This window comes from Levilactobacillus humaensis (genome assembly GCF_024345185.1).
GTDB classification, from domain to species: domain Bacteria; phylum Bacillota; class Bacilli; order Lactobacillales; family Lactobacillaceae; genus Levilactobacillus; species Levilactobacillus humaensis.
The window spans coordinates 1-16,145 of sequence record NZ_BROB01000043.1; the positions used below are offsets into that span (position 1 = coordinate 1).

Here is a 16,145-nt window from a genome sequence, read left to right on the forward strand (position 1 = left end):
GAATGCTCCTATGCTTGTTTTATTAATTATGGCACAACTGTTCAGAAATTTATGTACCAAATACTAGGATAGGAGCAGCACTTATTCCCACCGTGACCATTACTAATGTAGCTTCTCCATCTATCTAAAAGCATGCCATTTTTACTAGTTGCAGAACCAACATATAGCTTTCCATTAGATACATCACGAATTAAATATACCGCTTTTTGATTTGAAAGAGCGGTAATCCACTCACTTTTATTTTTTTCTAATACCAACTTTAACTGCTGATATGAAAGGCATACACTATCATAACCTGGAAAACCATCATTCTTATATACATCTGGTAAAACTTGAGAAACAACCAATTTTTCAAGTTTACTTTCCGCGTTAACAACTGAAGCTTGGAAATCTTTATGATATTTAATTAAAACCCTTCCATATAATGGACGATACCGTTTCAATTCCTTTCCAGCATAATTTATTCCATGAATTACATTTAACTCTTCCGTAACTAATTTAACTGTTGTCAGAAGATAAATATCTCCCTTTACTCTCACCAAATTAATTGCAACATCATTAACATTAAAATAACGTTTCTGATTTCTCCAAAATAACCATTGATTATTAATTAGCTCAGGATTCGCTTGAAACACGTCTATTGGATCTTCTTTGGCATTCCATTGATTAAACTTAATTTTTACATTTTCTAGGTTAGACAAACCTAACAAATCATTTAAATAAATAGCATGTGTACTCATCAAAAAGTTCCTAACCATTATGAATTTAATGTTGACGCGTTACGGTTTTCCATTCAGTTTAGAGGGAGTGACGTTTTGAGCGCAGAATTGTTCCCTGGAATCAGCTATTTGGAATAACTGAACCAGAGTACAATTCTACTACTAAAAGTTTCCCCTTAGTTCGTCGGTCGTTAACGCCCGTCGCTTGTCTGTACAATTGCGGTATTGCTACCACCACTCATTATAAACCTACGTTTTCGGTCTAACCTACTAAAAAACGCCCTAGTAGGCGTTGACGATACGTATTTATGTTTGTTCGATCACCAACTAATCAATGGCACCAAGCCGAAGCTTCGTTTTACCACCCGCGCCGTTAATGGTCGCGCTCACCATTCACCACCCAGCCGTACAGATGACCTTGTTGTGGTATAGCCAGACTTATTGAAGTCGCACTGGCAAACGTGTCCCCTTGGATTTAGACCCCAGCTTGTCCCCTAGGGCTTTAAAAATCGCACCGGCCATGATATAATAATCTATAAATTCAGAAGATTGTTTGGCGCTCACCAATGGCTGTTGGTGGGTGTTTTTTTATGTTCTATTTTTCGATTTCATTTAGAATTATAGCTCAACCACAACAAAAGTCAATGGTTTTAGAAACTAGCACTACAGCACTAGGGCACTATAGAACAAAAGAACTACAGCACTACAGAATATAAGCACTACAGCACCATAGAACTATAGAACTACAGAACTAAAGAACTACAGCACTATTTTCTTGTTTAGAAAATACTTACACATTAGGCTTGAAACTATACGGTAGTGCTAGCACTACAGAACTATAGAACTACAGCACTATAGAACTGTAGAACATAAGCACTACAGAACAACAGCATTATAGAACTAAAGAACTAACGCACTATAGCACTATATCGTGTTGATTCAAAAACGATATAGTGCTAATATAACAACAATCGTTAGGAGGCGTTATCATGACACAAACCATAACATTTGGAAATTTTAAAGGCGGAGTTGGAAAAACTAGTAATTCAACATTAGTAGCTCTAGACCTTAGCAATCGTGGTTACAAAACACTACTAGTTGATTTGGATCCCCAAGGAAACGCTACAAATCTACTCTTGAATACTAAAGTTAATATTGATGGAAAAGTTGGCCATTTTAAAAAATCTCTCATGGCTAGTATTGAAGATGGTGATTTAACTCAGTCTTTAATACATATAAAAGAAAACTTCGATATCCTAGCTTCTGCACCTGACTTTGCTCTTTTCCCACGCTATATGGAAAAAATCAAAGACTATAATGAACGTGTCAAAGAATTCAGTAATCTTATCAAACCAATTAAAGATAAATATGATTATGTCATCATAGACACGCCACCTACTATCTCGTTAATCACCGATTCAGCATTGTATGCCAGCGATTATTGTGTAATTGTTATGCAAACTCATGAACATAGTTTTGAGGGAGCTCAAGCATTTATAGAGTACATCCAGGAACAAGTTATTGATACCTACAAGGCTCCTCGTTTAGAAATCGTTGGTATATTGGCTGTTCTATTGCAAGCCGGAGCTCCTGTAGACGAAGCAACTATTCAAAATGCTATTAATCAGTTTGGAACTGAAAATATTTTTAAACACAAAATCCACTCGATGCAGAGGATCAAACGTTACGGAATAACCGGTATTACTTTCAACACTCAGTTTGATAGACGTGTGTTCAAAGTATACAAAGACGTAACTGACGAGATGTTAAAAAGAATGGAGGCAATCGAAAATGGCTAATAAATTGATTCGGTCTAACCGCAACCCAATTAAACCAGATAAGCAGGCTGAAATTTCGGATTTTTCAAATTCAAATAAAGAAATTAAAACCCCACAAAATCAAGTTGCTTCGGTTACTTTTGACACAAACCTAAAAATCAACAACCACATTAGAAACAAATTGCAAGCAATGGCTGTATTAGGGTATAGCGACAATCAAAAGGCAGCTATTGAAGTAGCATTATCTGTTTATATTGAATCTTTGACTTCAGACGAACGTAAAGAATTAGAATTTCAAATTGATTCTTTAGAAAAACGTGATGTACGCGTTAAAAGTAAATAATTACGCGCGCTCAGACGACACGTTTAGCTTTTAGACGTATACTTTTGTCCGTTTAAATTAAGCAGAATGCACACAAAAAAGTCCTCTATTATGCGGAATAGAGGGCTTTTCTAAAATCAGTACATACAGGCTTTGCTTAGGAGCGTTGCTTGTGTCCATTTAGGACATACACAATCATAGCACGTATTTGACAACTATATACACGTATAAGCAAACAATGCACGAGAATGCGTTTATATGGTAGATTGTAAAGAAAGTGGCTCATCAACAATTGAATAGCCTATTTTCCGCTACTGGATCAGCCAAATTAACAACTAAAAACAAACAGACGAACCTAAGACGTGCCCTTAAACAAGCGGCCAAATCTCAAGTTGATTTACCACAGCCCCAAAAGGGAACCGATCTTCACCAGGTCTACCAAGCCCAGAAAAAGTTAGCACTAGCTACTGACAACTTAAAAGCGGGCAACCAGCAACTAGCACTTACCTTAACCAAGTTAGAAAATCAAAATACCGCTATATCTAAACTATCAGTAGCTTCTCAAAAAATTAATTTGGGTAATCAGAAAATAAGCCAGGGCCAGAAAAAATTGTTAGTAGGTCTCAAACAATTGGCACAAAAAGAAGCTTTAACGACAGCTTTGAGAAAAATTAAGCATACTAAGAATCGACAAATCAGCCAGGCCTTCAGTCATACCTACTTAGTAGGCGCGATGATTGTTTGGATTCTGTCGCCGATTGCTTTGTTGACAGATCGTAAGCCATTAAAAAGTTAAACTGGAGGCTAGTCATTAATTCTAATAAGGATTATAGATATAAAGGGGCCTCATATTCGAGGTCCCTTTTGGTATAATGTAAGTATTTTTGGCTCTATACTAAATCCTGTTGATGGATATCTTAAGTGATATTCTATTAACAGGATTTTTTGCATAAAAAAAGGCCCATGGCCTCATATACTTAAAATCCACCCACCACAAGCATCATTAGAAAGGATATGAAAAAAACCATGAACCCAAATAATAATACCATCAAATTCGCTTTAAGTATCGAAGATACTAATGTAAATTTCTATAATTTTAAAAAAAGTACGATTAGAGGTATTACATCCAAAGTGTTTGAAGCTAATGTTCTCGCCAATTACAGTAAGTGTCCCCAGTGTGGATTTGAAAAGCTAGTCCACAACGGACACTTTGTGTCCCTAGTTACTTATATTTCGGCTAATGCAAGTGGCAAATTACAAGTTTAATCCGAACAAGCCCGGAATCTTTCAATGGCAGTCTGTTGATGATGTATTTTTAATGGTCGTTGATTAATTAGTTCAAGTGCTGCTAGGATCTCATCAGCCGTTACTTGGCTAAAATTGGTCTTTTTCGGGAAGAACCAGCGTAACCGTCGATTAAAATATTCATTGGAACCTCGCTCCCATGGTGAATATGGATGGCAAAAATAAACTTTGATCTGATAATCCTGTTCTAAGGCCTGATAATTGGCAAACTCTTTACCATGATCAACAGTAATGGATTTTACTTGGGGACCGAAGGCCCCCATAAACTTGCCAAAGGCGGTGTTTAGAGCCTTAGCCGTTCTATTAGGGGCTTTGATGGCCCATAGAAGTCGGGTCTTACGTTCTACGAATGTAACCAGACATGATCGTGACTCACTTCGACTAGAAAGCACCGTATCTACTTCCCAATGACCAAAAGCTAACCGTTGATTAACAGTTGTTGGCCGTTGTTCGATGGAAGTCCCACTTGTAAATTTCCCACGATTTTCGCTCACTCGGTGCTGGCAGACATTCCGATTGGGTAGATCAGTCAATTTGAAGGGGAGCCAGCCACGATTAAGCCAATTATAAATTGACGCAGTGCTCAAGTTATAAGCGGCCGAAATGGTTTCTGGTGACCAGGTTAATCGTAAGTGATTGGTAATTAAAGTCGCTAATGCTGCCGTCAGCATCGAACGACGACCGCAATTCCGCCTTTTGCGATCTGCATCTTGCTGAGCTAATTCTGGATCATAAGGTTTAACCCGGTCCAACTCATAGCTAACCGTAGCTTTGGCGACGCCTAAGGCGTCAGCCATTACTTGGTAAGATTTATTCCCCTCATTGACCAGTTGTGCTAGTGCGCCACGTTGAAAACGTGATAAAGTAGATGTACCCAAAGTAATCACTCCCTATATTGGTTGGAATTAGCTACTACCATTGTAAGTGATTGCTTTGGGATTTTTAATTTCTGTTCGGATTAATTATAGAATTTGCCTCTGGTAAAGCTAACCATTTTGAAGTTTCAGACCGCTTTTAGCATCAAACAGATAAATATTAGAATTATGAATATAAAGATCTAATTTTTTGTGGCTATCATCATTAGGAATTCTTTTAGGCGTTTGAGTCACAATATTAACACCATCTTTAGTTTTTAGATAGACAAGCGTATGGCCGCCCATGTATTCAGCCAGATTTTTACTTGCAGAAAGTACAAAAAATCCCTCTTTTTGTGCAGAATTTTCAGGAGCTGTATCATTATCTCCTGACTTTTTTACCTGCGTTACTTTCTCAGGCCGAAAGCCAAGTACAATCTCTCTTTTATCCGTTGGCAAAACTTCTTTTTTCACGAATTCACTAAGGTCATAATTTACACCACCTGAATTAAAAATTCCCTTGTTCGAAAGAGTGCCCTTTAAAATATTCATGCTGGGAGAACCGATAAAACGAGCAACGAAGAGGTTACGCGGGTTATCATAAAGTTCTTCAGGTTTACCATACTGCTGTACCACTCCGTCTCGCATGATCAAGATTTTATCCGCCATTGCCATCGCCTCAGCTTGATCATGCGTTACATAAATCGTTACAGTTCCAAGCTGCTTATGTAGCTCGATAATATCCTGCCTCGTTGAAACACGTAACTTCGCATCTAAATTAGAAAGCGGCTCGTCCATTAAAAAGACTTCAGGTGCGCGCACCATTGCACGCCCTAAAGCAACTCTTTGTCGCTGCCCACCAGAAAGCTGCGCGGGTTTACGAGCCAAATAGTCTGTGAGATTAAGTTTTTGTGCTGCTTCCTTGACCCGTGAATCAATTTCACTTTTAGAAAATTTACTAAGTTTTAAGTTGAACGCCATGTTATTGTAAACAGTCATATGTGGATATAATGCATAATCTTGAAAAACCATTGCAATGCTGCGCTTTTGCGGTGGAATATTATCGAAGCGCTTTCCATCTACATTAATTTTTCCCTTTGTAACTTCTTCCAAACCTGAAAAGCAACGCAATAGTGTAGACTTACCACAACCTGATGGTCCAATAATTGCAACAAATTCCTTGTCATCAATCTCAAGATTGATATCCTTTAGGGTATCATTTTCCGCATTATCATAACGCTTATAAAGGTGTTCGATTTGAATCTTACTCATAAGAAACGCCTCCTCGAGTTTATTCTTTGCTTTTGTTTCTGCAGTGATTCATAATAAAAAAATAAAATTTAGGTAAGAAAGAATAGTGCTCTTGACAAACAATTGACAATGAATCGGGGCGGAAGACATGAAAAAAAGATTTTTTAAAATCGCTAAGCTAACTTTTATGTTGAGTTTATCATTAATTGTCTTAACATGTTGTAGTTTTAGCTCGCAAAAGGAAAACAATTCAAAAATTACACTTAACTTTTTTAATCAAAAGCCTGAAATAACCGCACAATATCAAAAATTAGCGCGGATGTATCATGCTAAACATCCCAACGTCAATATCCAAATTACTACTTCAGGGCAAGGCGGTGGGGCCGCTGCTTTACAAGCGAAGTTTGCCTCTGGGGAAGCTCCAGATATTATTATGCTTGGCGGGCTACCTGAAATAGATCGGTATAAGGATCATTTGATTAATCTAAAAGATCTTAAGGCAAGTAAAAACATAGTACCAAATCTTGTTAGCGGTGGAATTTCAAATAAACGTATGGTTGGAATTCCAGTCGGTCTTGAGGCTCATGGCTGGTCGTATAACAAAGCTGTGTTCGCTAAGGCTGGGATTGATGCCTCAAAGATCAATAACTATTCTGAATTTTTGAAAGCGGTTGAAAAACTCAATTCAGAAAAAAAGAAGATTGGAATCGATGCCGTTTTCGGCTTTAACGGAGCTGATACCAGTTCAATTGCTTCTGTTTCAGCACAATTTACTTCTCTGCCGTACAACAATAATCTTGTCAAAGCTTTCAAAAGCAAAACTTTCCCTTGGAAATACGAGAGGCAAATGAAAAATTATTATGATCTCGTAAAAAAATATAATGTACAACCGATTCTTTCAGTTAAATATGATCCTTCTGTCCAAGACCTTTTTTTCAATGGTAAAGTTGCTATGATACCTCAAGGAAATTGGATTATTCCGACGCTTGATGGTCTGGAAAAGGGATACGTGCAAAAAAATCTTGGCATGTTACCGTTCTTTGTTAAAAATGATGGTACTGACCGTCTTTTGACCGGTTCCTCATGGTATTTAGGAATCACTAAAGATCATCCCAAGCGGCAAAAAGCTGCTAAAGATTTTATTAACTGGATGTATACTTCAAAAGAAGCTGAGAACGTAATCATTAACGAAATGCGTTTCGTTCCTGCAACTAAAAACTTTGATGTTTCGAGGCTGCCTGATGATCTTTCTAAACAAATTTATCGGATCGGCACTTCCAAAAACGCACAATCTCCTGTTCACAAACAGTACCCGAATGGCTTTACTAACCAAGCACTTGGGCCATATATACAGCGCTATTTTGTAAATGGGATCTCTTGGAAAGAATTGAAAAAGGAAACATCGGCTAAATATCGACAGCTCAGGGAAATCCAAAGTGGGGAGTGATAAAAATGCTTATCAAAAAACATCAATATCTGGCTTTTGTTTTACCAGCAGTTTTCTTTATACTATTGATTATTGTCGTACCATTTCTGATAGGAATTTATTATTCCTTTACCGATTCCAATGGTTTACGCTCTTCTTTTATTGGTTGGAAAAACTTTGAAGTCCTTTTTCAAGACTCCACCTTTCTGCAGAGTTTTTGGCTAACAGTCAAATTTTCTTTTGTTTCAGTAATTCTAATTAACTTAGTCGGTTTGGCTTTTGCGTTAATCGTCACCAGTCACAACAACAGACTCACAAAATCACTCAGAACCATCTTCTTCATGCCAAATCTGATCGGCGGAATACTACTTGGTTTTATCTGGCAATTCATTTTTACTTCTGCTTTTCAGGCAATTGCCGCTGCTTTTCATCTTGACTTTTTCAAAGGTTGGTTGAGCAACCCTTCAACAGGATTTTGGGGGATAGTAATTCTGTTTGTTTGGCAGATGAGCGGTTATATTATGTTAATCTATATTTCTTTCTTGAATGCAATTCCTAAGAATACCATTCAAGCAGCTGTTCTAGACGGTGCAAAAGCAACCCAGATTTTCTTTTTCATCAAGCTGCCACAATTGGCGCCAGCCTTTACAATCAGTCTATTTCTAACACTTGCCAACTCGTTTAAACTCTATGAGCAAAACTTAGCACTTACAAATGGTGGCCCATACCGCTCCACAGAGATGATTTCGATGTATATTTATAATACTGCTTTTGTAAACTTCCAGCAGGGATACGCTCAGGCAGCCGGAATTATCCTTTTCCTTTGTGTAACCATTGTTTCCTTTATTCAATTAGCACTTTCAAGAAAGCGGGAGGGATAGAAGATGAAAAAATCAACTAAAATCTTACTTGGCTTTCTTTTTGGAATCATTGCCCTATTCTGGTTCTACCCCTTTATCATTGTTATTATCAATGCTTTAAAGGGAAAAAGGGGAATTTTTCAAAACCCGTTATGGTTTACACGGGACTTTACGTTTTCAAATTTCAAAACTGCTTACCAGGCGCTTGATTTTACAAGCAGTTTCTTTAACTCTTTAGTTATCACAGTAGCCAGTGTCATTGTAATCACATTGGTTTCGGCAGCTGCTGCCTATGCTCTTTCTCGTGTTAAAGGGCCTTTCAGTTCAATTCTCTACTATCTTTGTGCCGGCACTATGCTGATCCCTTTTCAGTCAATTATGATCCCGCTTCTTTCACTTTTTGGCAAAGTTAATTTCCTTAACAGAACGAGTCTGGTCATTATGAACACCGGGTTATCAGTAAGCCTCTCAATTATTCTTTTTTATGGGGCTTTTCAAGGAGTCTCAAAAACTCTTGACGAAGCTGCTGCTTTAGATGGAGCCTATCCTTTTAAAACCTTTGTTTATATTATCTTTCCAGCGGTCAGCCCAATGACAGGTACAGTTGTTATCTTGAATGCAATGAAAATATGGAATGACTACCTGTTACCATCACTAGTCGTTAATAAAGATGGCATGTACACGATTCCACTTAAGATGTATTCTTTCTTCGGTGAAACAAACAGCCAATGGCAATTAGCCTTAGCCGGACTTGTTTTGTCAATGGTTCCGATTATTATTCTGTTCCTCCTATTGCAAAAGCAAGTCATGACAAGTGTGACAGAAGGATCTATCAAGTAAAGATTGGATTTAATCTAAATAAAAATAGTACAAGAGACCAGGTCAATCTGACCTGGTCTCTTGTACTATTTTTGTAATGTTCATATTATTCAGCAGTTGGATCCTCTGGACTTAATTACTCATGGCAAATTACAAGTTTAATCCGAACAAGCCCGGAATCTTTCAATGGCAGTCTGTTGATGATGTATTTTTAATGGTCGTTGATTAATTAGTTCCAGTGCTGCTAGGATCTCATCAGTCGTTACTTGGCTAAAATTGGTCTTTTTCGGGAAGAACCAGCGTAACCGTCTATTAAAATATTCATTGGAACCTCGCTCCCATGGTGAATATGGATGGCAAAAATAAACTTTGATCTGATAATCCTGTTCTAAGGCCTGATAATTGGCAAACTCTTTACCATGATCAACAGTAATGGATTTTACTTGGGGACCGAAGGCCCCATAAACTTGCCAAAGGCGGTGTTTAGAGCCTTAGCCGTTCTATTAGGGGCTTTGATGGCCCATAGAAGTCGGGTCTTACGTTCTACGAATGTAACCAGACATGATCGTGACTCACTTCGACTAGAAAGCACCGTATCTACTTCCCAATGACCAAAAGCTAACCGTTGATTAACAGTTGTTGGCCGTTGTTCGATGGAAGTCCCACTTGTAAATTTCCCACGATTTTCGCTCACTCGGTGCTGGCAGACATTCCGATTGGGTAGATCAGTCAATTTGAAGGGGAGCCAGCCACGATTAAGCCAATTATAAATTGACGCAGTGCTCAAGTTATAAGCGGCCGAAATGGTTTCTGGTGACCAGGTTAATCGTAAGTGATTGGTAATTAAAGTCGCTAATGCTGCCGTCAGCATCGAACGACGACCGCAATTCCGCCTTTTGCGATCTGCATCTTGCTGAGCTAATTCTGGATCATAAGGTTTAACCCGGTCCAACTCATAGCTAACCGTAGCTTTGGCGACGCCTAAGGCGTCAGCCATTACTTGGTAAGATTTATTCCCCTCATTGACCAGTTGTGCTAGTGCGCCACGTTGAAAACGTGATAAAGTAGATGTACCCAAAGTAATCACTCCCTATATTGGTTGGAATTAGCTACTACCATTGTAAGTGATTGCTTTGGGCTTTTTGATTTCTGTTCGGATTAATTATAGAATTTGCCATAACAAAAAAAGGCATCTAAGCCTCCCTAGTGCTATGCTTTAAGCGACGAAACTCAAGATAAGCGGGGTAGGAATAGATGTCTCAACTAGATAATACACTTAAATTACTGGGAATTACAGACACAAACATTCAGGTGTTCGGTACTCGTGATGAATTTCATGGTCGGGGCTCGGGTCGCAAAAAGTATTTGGTCATCCAGGCAGAGCTTACCTACACACTCAGGCGCTGTCTCAGCTGTGGATACAATACGTTGCACCCTAACGGACACAAGCTCACTCATGTCCACATTGCAGGACCCATGGACCGGCCCGTAATTCTAGAGCTAAACAAGCAACGCTGGCGTTGTAGTAACTGCCATAGCACTTGTACGGCCACCACTCCAGTGGTATCAACCAACCACGCCATCGGTCACGGACTAGCGACTCATGTGCTGAAGCTAGCCAGTAAATCACTCCCGGCTAAGACTATCGCCAGTCTCACCGGTATTTCGACAAACTCAGTTCAGCGTATTTTGACGGCTAATATTCATCCACACGCGAGCCGCCGGTTACCGATTAATCTATGCTTTGATGAATTCCGTTCCACGCACGGCTCCATGTCGTTTATTTGCATTGATGCCGACACTCACAAATCAGTTAAAGTACTTAGCGACCGCCTTAATAGAACCATCAAACAGTTCTTTCTTAGTCAGTACAGCACCGCAGAACGGGCCGCGGTTCAACGCGTCATCATGGACATGAACGCCTCCTATCAGGCATTCGTGCACGAACTATTCCCTAACGCCGAACTCATTATTGATCGGTTCCACATTATTCAATTAATGGGCCGGACGATGGATACCATTCGCACTCAATGTTTAAAGCAACTCGACAAGCATTCGCGGGAATATAAAGTACTGAAATCACTATGGCGCCTATTCCACAAGACCAACCCTGACGCACAAAAGAGCCGCTACCTCTTCGGCCTGAATGAGTACTCGACCGAACAGAACACTATTGATATTGGAACCGATACGTTTCCGGCCTTCAAAACAGCTTATGAAACCTACATCGATCTCCACGATGCTTTGATGGGGCGTCACGCTGATGAACTCAAGAATATCATCACTAACTATCAGCCGAACGGCACGCCCCTAGATACGGCCATGCATACCCTACGAAAGAATCTTAATGGAGTAATTAACGCCGCCAAATCGTCCTACTCTAACGGACCGATAGAGGGCATCAACCGTAAGATCAAGGAGCTCAAACGTGCTTGTTATGGCTTCTCCAATCAGGCCAATATGTTCACACGCGTCTACCAGCTGATTGCCTAGATTGTCTACCACAATACCGTCACGATGGTAGGCTTATTTGTTATGCCTTCAAGTACGATATTCAGACAACACACCAGATTAAACGCCGCAACTAATAAAACAACAAAAAAGATCTCCCACACGAGGAGATCTCCAAAGGATAGAAACTATCCTTCAACACCATTTAACAAACTTCCATTTTCTTAAGTAATTCTTCCATTCCCCACTCTCCAAAACCATGTAACAATACTTCTGTATCTGTTTCGGTAGTAAAAGTATGACCCTTGTTGATCAATTCTTCTCTAATACCTTGGTAGTTATAAATTTCTCCGTTAAAAATTACTACTTTTGATTTATCTTCATTGTAAATAGGTTGCATACCACTGTTGATATCAATGATACTCAATCGACGAAATCCTAGCGCCGTATCCTCATTAACTAATTCCCCCGAACTATTTGGACCACGATGTTTGATCGTATCCATCATAGCTTCTATAACTGGCTTTTTGTCAGCAATCTTCTTGTCTACGAAACCGACGATACCGCACATATTAATTCTCCTTAAATTTCAAAGCTTACGAATCTGGTTGCTGCACCATATCCAAATATTTGGAGCAACATTTTGTCGGGATTGATATTAATGAAATATCCAGCTAATTCGGAAATCTCATTATATCGGCGATCCCATTTTTTATTATAATCAGTCGTTACGACATGTTTTTTACCCATTAAGGCCGAACAATTTAATATTACATGATTAATCCCATTAACTTTGTAGTGTTTTTCATAATGCATGTGTCCACAAATATAATTCGATATGGTCGAAATACCGGTATCAGTAAAGTTATAGCGAACATTAACTCCAAAATCACCGGATAATTCATTTTTAAGTTGTCCAGAATCCTTATTATTAAAGCTAGTAAAAATCTTCTGAACTAAGTCACCGTTGAAGTTCAAAGCTGAACGACCACTTTGACTGATCAAATTAGCATGACCAAAAACTACGACATGCTTATCAATTGTCTTTTCTAAAATAGATATTAAATCTTCGATCTGTTGCTCGCGGATACCACGGACTTTTTTGAAGTCGTACTTCTTGGTCCCGCCATTTAGGATATAGGGAATATCGCTCGTATTCAAGAAAATTACTCGAATATCCCCTTTATCGATCCAAGCAACTTTGGAACCAAGACTCAAGCGTTTGATCTCAGGTTGTTCGAAATCATGTTTCGTTACCAAATTATAGTAGTCGTCACGTCTAAATGAGGCTGAAGTAATAAATTTGTGTTCATCATACTTATCATTTTCATCGTGATTACCTTCCAGCACATAAAAAGGACGCTGGCTATTTTGGTAATTTTCCATCGTGAATTGTAACAATCCTCGACTGATCTCTGGCTTATCACTACCGTCGATCAAATCGCCTAAATGAATATTGTAATCCACTGGCAATGAATCGCAAGCCTTATTGGCTTCAATAATATGCCTTACACCGTTGAGACCATAGTACGATGAACTGACAACAGCTTTTTCATGAGTGTCCGTTAAAACCGATAAAGTCAAGCAATTTTGGCTAACGTTAGGTTCAACGTTCTTTCTGAAAACTTGCTCGATATATTCTGTAAAAAACGGTCTCGGCTTTAATTTTCTCAAAAAGTTATCAGTTTGAACAGAGATAAATTCAGATAGTCTCGGTCTAAAAAATTTTTTAGTAAGAAATTTGATTTTCACGATTTTTATTCTCCTAATTGACTAAATCTTATCATGTTTTAGACTCCGACAGGGTCTAGAATTTTTGGTGTTGGAAAGTATTTCCATTCCAAAAGTACTAGGCCCTTTTTGATAACAAAAAAAGGCATCTAAGCCTCCCTAGTGCTATGCTTTAAGCGACGAAACTCAAGATAAGCGGGGTAGGAATAGATGTCTCAACTAGATAATACACTTAAATTACTGGGAATTACAGACACAAACATTCAGGTGTTCGGTACTCGTGATGAATTTCATGGTCGGGGCTCGGGTCGCAAAAAGTATTTGGTCATCCAGGCAGAGCTTAGAGGCTGTCTAAAATCTCTTGAGTAATAGTGCTAAAAACGCCAAAACGACCATTTGCAGACTGGTGGTTAATTGACACTCACAATTTTTCCAAAGTCGCCGACAATTCTCTAACCAACTAAAGGAGCGTTCGACTACCCAACGTTGGGGTATGACTTCGAATCGATGCAACTCATTACGCTTCGCAACCTGCACGGTTGCGTTTAAATTACTTGCCACATCGAGCTGAAAATTAACGCCTGAATAACCACCATCAACTAAGACATTTTGAACCTGGCGTAAATGCATGGCATGTAAAGTGATCATTGCACTGGCCCCGTCTCGATCAGAGACGTTCGCTCGCGTCATGTGAATGGCCTGCGGAAAGCCATGGATATCAACTGCCAGATGGCGCTTAATTCCCGAGATTTTCTTACCGGCATCGTAACCTTTGTTTTCAGCAGTGGCAGTGTTTTTGACGCTCTGAGCGTCCACGATAATAAACGAAGTTAAAGCTGAACGTCCTTGGTAAGTTCGCCGATCAATGACAATTTTTTTAAAACTTGTTCCAATAAAGGATCAGCATCATTCCATTCATCTGCATCACCGCTTAAATCATTCATTGCAGGGATCTCAACTGATCGTCCTGGTTGAAGCAATCGGCCACCTAATACTGGATCGTTTTTTAGCACACCAGATTGAACAAATCGATTAGTTTGAGTATTTTGACGATAGATCCAGTCTAGAAAGACTGTTGGTTCAATTAAATTACTAAAATTCGTAGGGTTTCCGTTAATTACGGTCATTACCTACACCTCCTATTTAAGTTTGTTGTACAAATCTTGGTTTTGACGATAAAGGTTAGTCTGCTCTTCAAGGCTCATCTGCGCAAAATCTTCGCGTGTCATAGTAGCGTTAAATTGTTGACCGCCATTCTGTGGTGATTGATTACCCGTAACTTTTTTTCAACAGCTTCCTGAACTGCTTTGTTAAATAAGTTTGTAAACTTATCTAAGTTATTGTTACGAACATCTTCTTTAGCATCACTAATAAACTCCGCAAATTCAGCTGGAATGTGCTTGTCAGTTAGAACAGTTTTAGTTGCAGCTAAAGCATCCTTACGATCAGCTTCATCTAATTTTTCTTGAAGACGGTCTTGCTGTTCTTTTAAGGCTTGTCGTTGCTCTGCTAAATCGGCTTGGGCCTTCTCACTAGCATTCATGCTGGCTCGTTTTTCACCCTTTTCAAGCCATTCTTGTTCCTTTTGCTTAAGCTCCTTTTCAAAATCATCCCGCAGATTGCTTTCTACTTCTTTAGCCTTAGAGGCCATCATCTTTCCAATATCATCCTGTGTGTAGGTCTTGCCAGCTGGCTTTGGATTTTTACCATCAGGATTTGGGTTGGAATCGTTTGGCTTAGGTTCTGGGTTAGGATCAGCAAAAAATTGCAAATTTGTTTTCATCATCAAGACTCCTTTTTAAGTCCGTATGCTAAATTGTTTGTAAGTGCAATAACTAAATCGATTATTCTTTAACGCCTGTAATTGAGAAAAAGGCAAATCAAAAATTCCTATTTTAAAAAGAATGGCACAATCAAATAACTTGTATGCAAATATTCAATTGCCTATAATTAGATTTAGAAGGATGCAATTTAGATAATGGAGGGTTTCATATGAAAAGATTTAGACTTTGGTCAAAAATATCAATTATCATGTCTATATCTCAACTTTTATTAGCCATTTTTAAAGAAATTCAAAACTATAACAAATCTAAAAAACATCCTTCGAAAAATAAGAGAGGATGATGTTTTATGCATTGGTTATGGGTTTTAATTATTGGTGCCATCATTGGTGCTATTGCTGGAGCAATTACTAGCAAAGGAAAATCAATGGGGTGGATTGCTAATATTGTTGCCGGATTAGTTGGTTCCTCTATTGGAGAAGCTATACTCGGATCTTGGGGCCCTCAATTAGCCGGAATGGCAATTATTCCTTCAATTATTGGAGCAGCAATTGTTGTTGCTGTAGTTTCTTTCTTTGTCGGTAAATCAAAGAATTAGTTTTTAAGCTTCATTTAAGGTTCTTATACTAAATTATAGATGCTAACTTAGTTAGCACCCCTCGACTTTGTTGTGAGCGAAGCCAATTAATAATATTCCTGACCCACTTAGTTTTAAACTAAGTGGGCTTTTTTTTTCCTTAAATACCCTATCAAGTTCACCAGACAGCAGATTCCCATCTTCATCACAGGCTACCAGCTGGCAACGACACCTTGGATGAGTATCCGTGACTGGAATCGGTGCTTGTCCA

At 38.8% G+C, this 16,145-nt stretch carries 14 protein-coding genes and 5 pseudogenes; 9 read left to right on the forward strand and 10 right to left on the reverse strand.

What is annotated here, in order from left to right; genetic code table 11:
* Positions 1 to 41 precede the first annotated feature (41 nt).
* Positions 42 to 740 carry a GIY-YIG nuclease family protein gene (locus tag OCU14_RS10570; protein ID WP_261810996.1) on the reverse strand — a complete coding sequence of 233 codons (699 nt, stop codon included), beginning with the start codon at positions 738 to 740 and terminating at the stop codon, positions 42 to 44.
* Between the two features lie 968 nt (positions 741 to 1,708).
* Between OCU14_RS10570 and OCU14_RS10575 the strand changes: the two genes are divergently transcribed.
* The 3 genes from OCU14_RS10575 to OCU14_RS10585 all read left to right on the forward strand — a co-directional run bounded on the left by OCU14_RS10575 (position 1,709) and on the right by OCU14_RS10585 (position 3,615).
* Positions 1,709 to 2,518 carry a ParA family protein gene (locus tag OCU14_RS10575; RefSeq protein ID WP_015474642.1) on the forward strand — a complete coding sequence of 270 codons (810 nt, stop codon included), beginning with the start codon at positions 1,709 to 1,711 and terminating at the stop codon, positions 2,516 to 2,518.
* A complete protein-coding gene (locus tag OCU14_RS10580) occupies positions 2,511 to 2,840 on the forward strand; it encodes a DUF5388 domain-containing protein (protein ID WP_046041066.1) in 330 nt (109 codons plus the stop codon). The genes OCU14_RS10575 and OCU14_RS10580 overlap by 8 nt, the downstream gene beginning before the upstream one ends.
* Positions 2,841 to 3,096: 256 nt before the next feature.
* Positions 3,097 to 3,615 carry a hypothetical protein gene (locus OCU14_RS10585; RefSeq protein ID WP_261810997.1) on the forward strand — a complete coding sequence of 173 codons (519 nt, stop codon included), beginning with the start codon at positions 3,097 to 3,099 and terminating at the stop codon, positions 3,613 to 3,615.
* Between the two features lie 466 nt (positions 3,616 to 4,081).
* On the opposite strand, the gene OCU14_RS10590 is transcribed toward OCU14_RS10585, so the two are convergent.
* Positions 4,082 to 5,002, reverse strand: a complete 921-nt coding sequence (locus OCU14_RS10590) for an IS30-like element ISLsa1 family transposase (protein WP_261810998.1) — start codon at positions 5,000 to 5,002, stop codon at positions 4,082 to 4,084.
* Between the two features lie 108 nt (positions 5,003 to 5,110).
* Positions 5,111 to 6,250, reverse strand: coding sequence for an ABC transporter ATP-binding protein (locus OCU14_RS10595; protein ID WP_261810999.1), 1,140 nt, complete (start codon positions 6,248 to 6,250; stop codon positions 5,111 to 5,113).
* Positions 6,251 to 6,377: 127 nt separating this feature from the next.
* Between OCU14_RS10595 and OCU14_RS10600 the strand changes: the two genes are divergently transcribed.
* Genes OCU14_RS10600 through OCU14_RS10610 form a run of 3 tightly spaced genes read left to right on the forward strand, consistent with a single transcriptional unit; the run spans position 6,378 to position 9,355 of the window.
* Complete coding sequence (locus OCU14_RS10600; RefSeq protein WP_261811000.1) at positions 6,378 to 7,676, forward strand: ABC transporter substrate-binding protein; 1,299 nt, start codon at positions 6,378 to 6,380, stop codon at positions 7,674 to 7,676.
* Positions 7,677 to 7,681: 5 nt separating this feature from the next.
* Entirely contained in the window at positions 7,682 to 8,536 is an 855-nt protein-coding gene (locus OCU14_RS10605; RefSeq protein WP_021355944.1) for a carbohydrate ABC transporter permease, read from the forward strand.
* 3 nt (positions 8,537 to 8,539) lie between these two features.
* Positions 8,540 to 9,355 carry a carbohydrate ABC transporter permease gene (locus OCU14_RS10610; protein ID WP_261811001.1) on the forward strand — a complete coding sequence of 272 codons (816 nt, stop codon included), beginning with the start codon at positions 8,540 to 8,542 and terminating at the stop codon, positions 9,353 to 9,355.
* Between the two features lie 137 nt (positions 9,356 to 9,492).
* Here OCU14_RS10610 and OCU14_RS10615 read toward each other — a convergent pair.
* Positions 9,493 to 10,412: pseudogene (locus tag OCU14_RS10615) on the reverse strand (IS30-like element ISLsa1 family transposase).
* Between the two features lie 176 nt (positions 10,413 to 10,588).
* Here OCU14_RS10615 and OCU14_RS10620 point away from each other — a divergent pair.
* Positions 10,589 to 11,827 (forward strand): ISL3-like element IS1165 family transposase, encoded by a 1,239-nt coding sequence (locus OCU14_RS10620; protein WP_261811002.1) that lies wholly within the window; start codon positions 10,589 to 10,591, stop codon positions 11,825 to 11,827.
* Between the two features lie 175 nt (positions 11,828 to 12,002).
* Here OCU14_RS10620 and OCU14_RS10625 read toward each other — a convergent pair.
* Positions 12,003 to 12,356: pseudogene (locus tag OCU14_RS10625) on the reverse strand (asparagine synthase (glutamine-hydrolyzing)); the annotation flags it as partial.
* 11 nt (positions 12,357 to 12,367) lie between these two features.
* On the reverse strand, positions 12,368 to 13,537 hold the full coding sequence (locus OCU14_RS10630) for a metallophosphoesterase family protein (RefSeq protein ID WP_261811003.1): 1,170 nt from the start codon (positions 13,535 to 13,537) through the stop codon (positions 12,368 to 12,370).
* A 189-nt stretch (positions 13,538 to 13,726) separates the two neighbouring features.
* On the opposite strand from OCU14_RS10630, the pseudogene OCU14_RS10635 reads away from it, so the two are divergent.
* Positions 13,727 to 13,873 (forward strand): annotated as a pseudogene (locus OCU14_RS10635) (ISL3 family transposase); the annotation flags it as partial.
* Here the strand turns inward: OCU14_RS10635 and OCU14_RS10640 are convergent.
* The 3 genes and pseudogenes from OCU14_RS10640 to OCU14_RS10650 form a co-directional block, all read right to left on the reverse strand.
* Positions 13,868 to 14,416 (reverse strand): annotated as a pseudogene (locus OCU14_RS10640) (IS5 family transposase); the annotation flags it as partial. The pseudogenes OCU14_RS10635 and OCU14_RS10640 sit on opposite strands and share 6 nt — an antisense overlap.
* Positions 14,347 to 14,643: a hypothetical protein gene (locus tag OCU14_RS10645; protein ID WP_261811004.1), complete on the reverse strand. Its 297-nt coding sequence runs from the start codon at positions 14,641 to 14,643 to the stop codon at positions 14,347 to 14,349. The pseudogene OCU14_RS10640 and the gene OCU14_RS10645, both read right to left, overlap by 70 nt.
* 98 nt (positions 14,644 to 14,741) lie before the next feature.
* Entirely contained in the window at positions 14,742 to 15,299 is a 558-nt protein-coding gene (locus OCU14_RS10650) for a DUF4355 domain-containing protein (RefSeq protein WP_261811005.1), read from the reverse strand.
* Between the two features lie 347 nt (positions 15,300 to 15,646).
* Here OCU14_RS10650 and OCU14_RS10655 point away from each other — a divergent pair, with 347 nt between their 5' ends.
* On the forward strand, positions 15,647 to 15,895 hold the full coding sequence (locus OCU14_RS10655) for a GlsB/YeaQ/YmgE family stress response membrane protein (protein ID WP_261811006.1): 249 nt from the start codon (positions 15,647 to 15,649) through the stop codon (positions 15,893 to 15,895).
* Positions 15,896 to 15,946: 51 nt separating this feature from the next.
* On the opposite strand, the pseudogene OCU14_RS10660 reads toward OCU14_RS10655, so the two are convergent.
* Positions 15,947 to 16,145 (reverse strand): annotated as a pseudogene (locus OCU14_RS10660) (hypothetical protein); the annotation flags it as partial.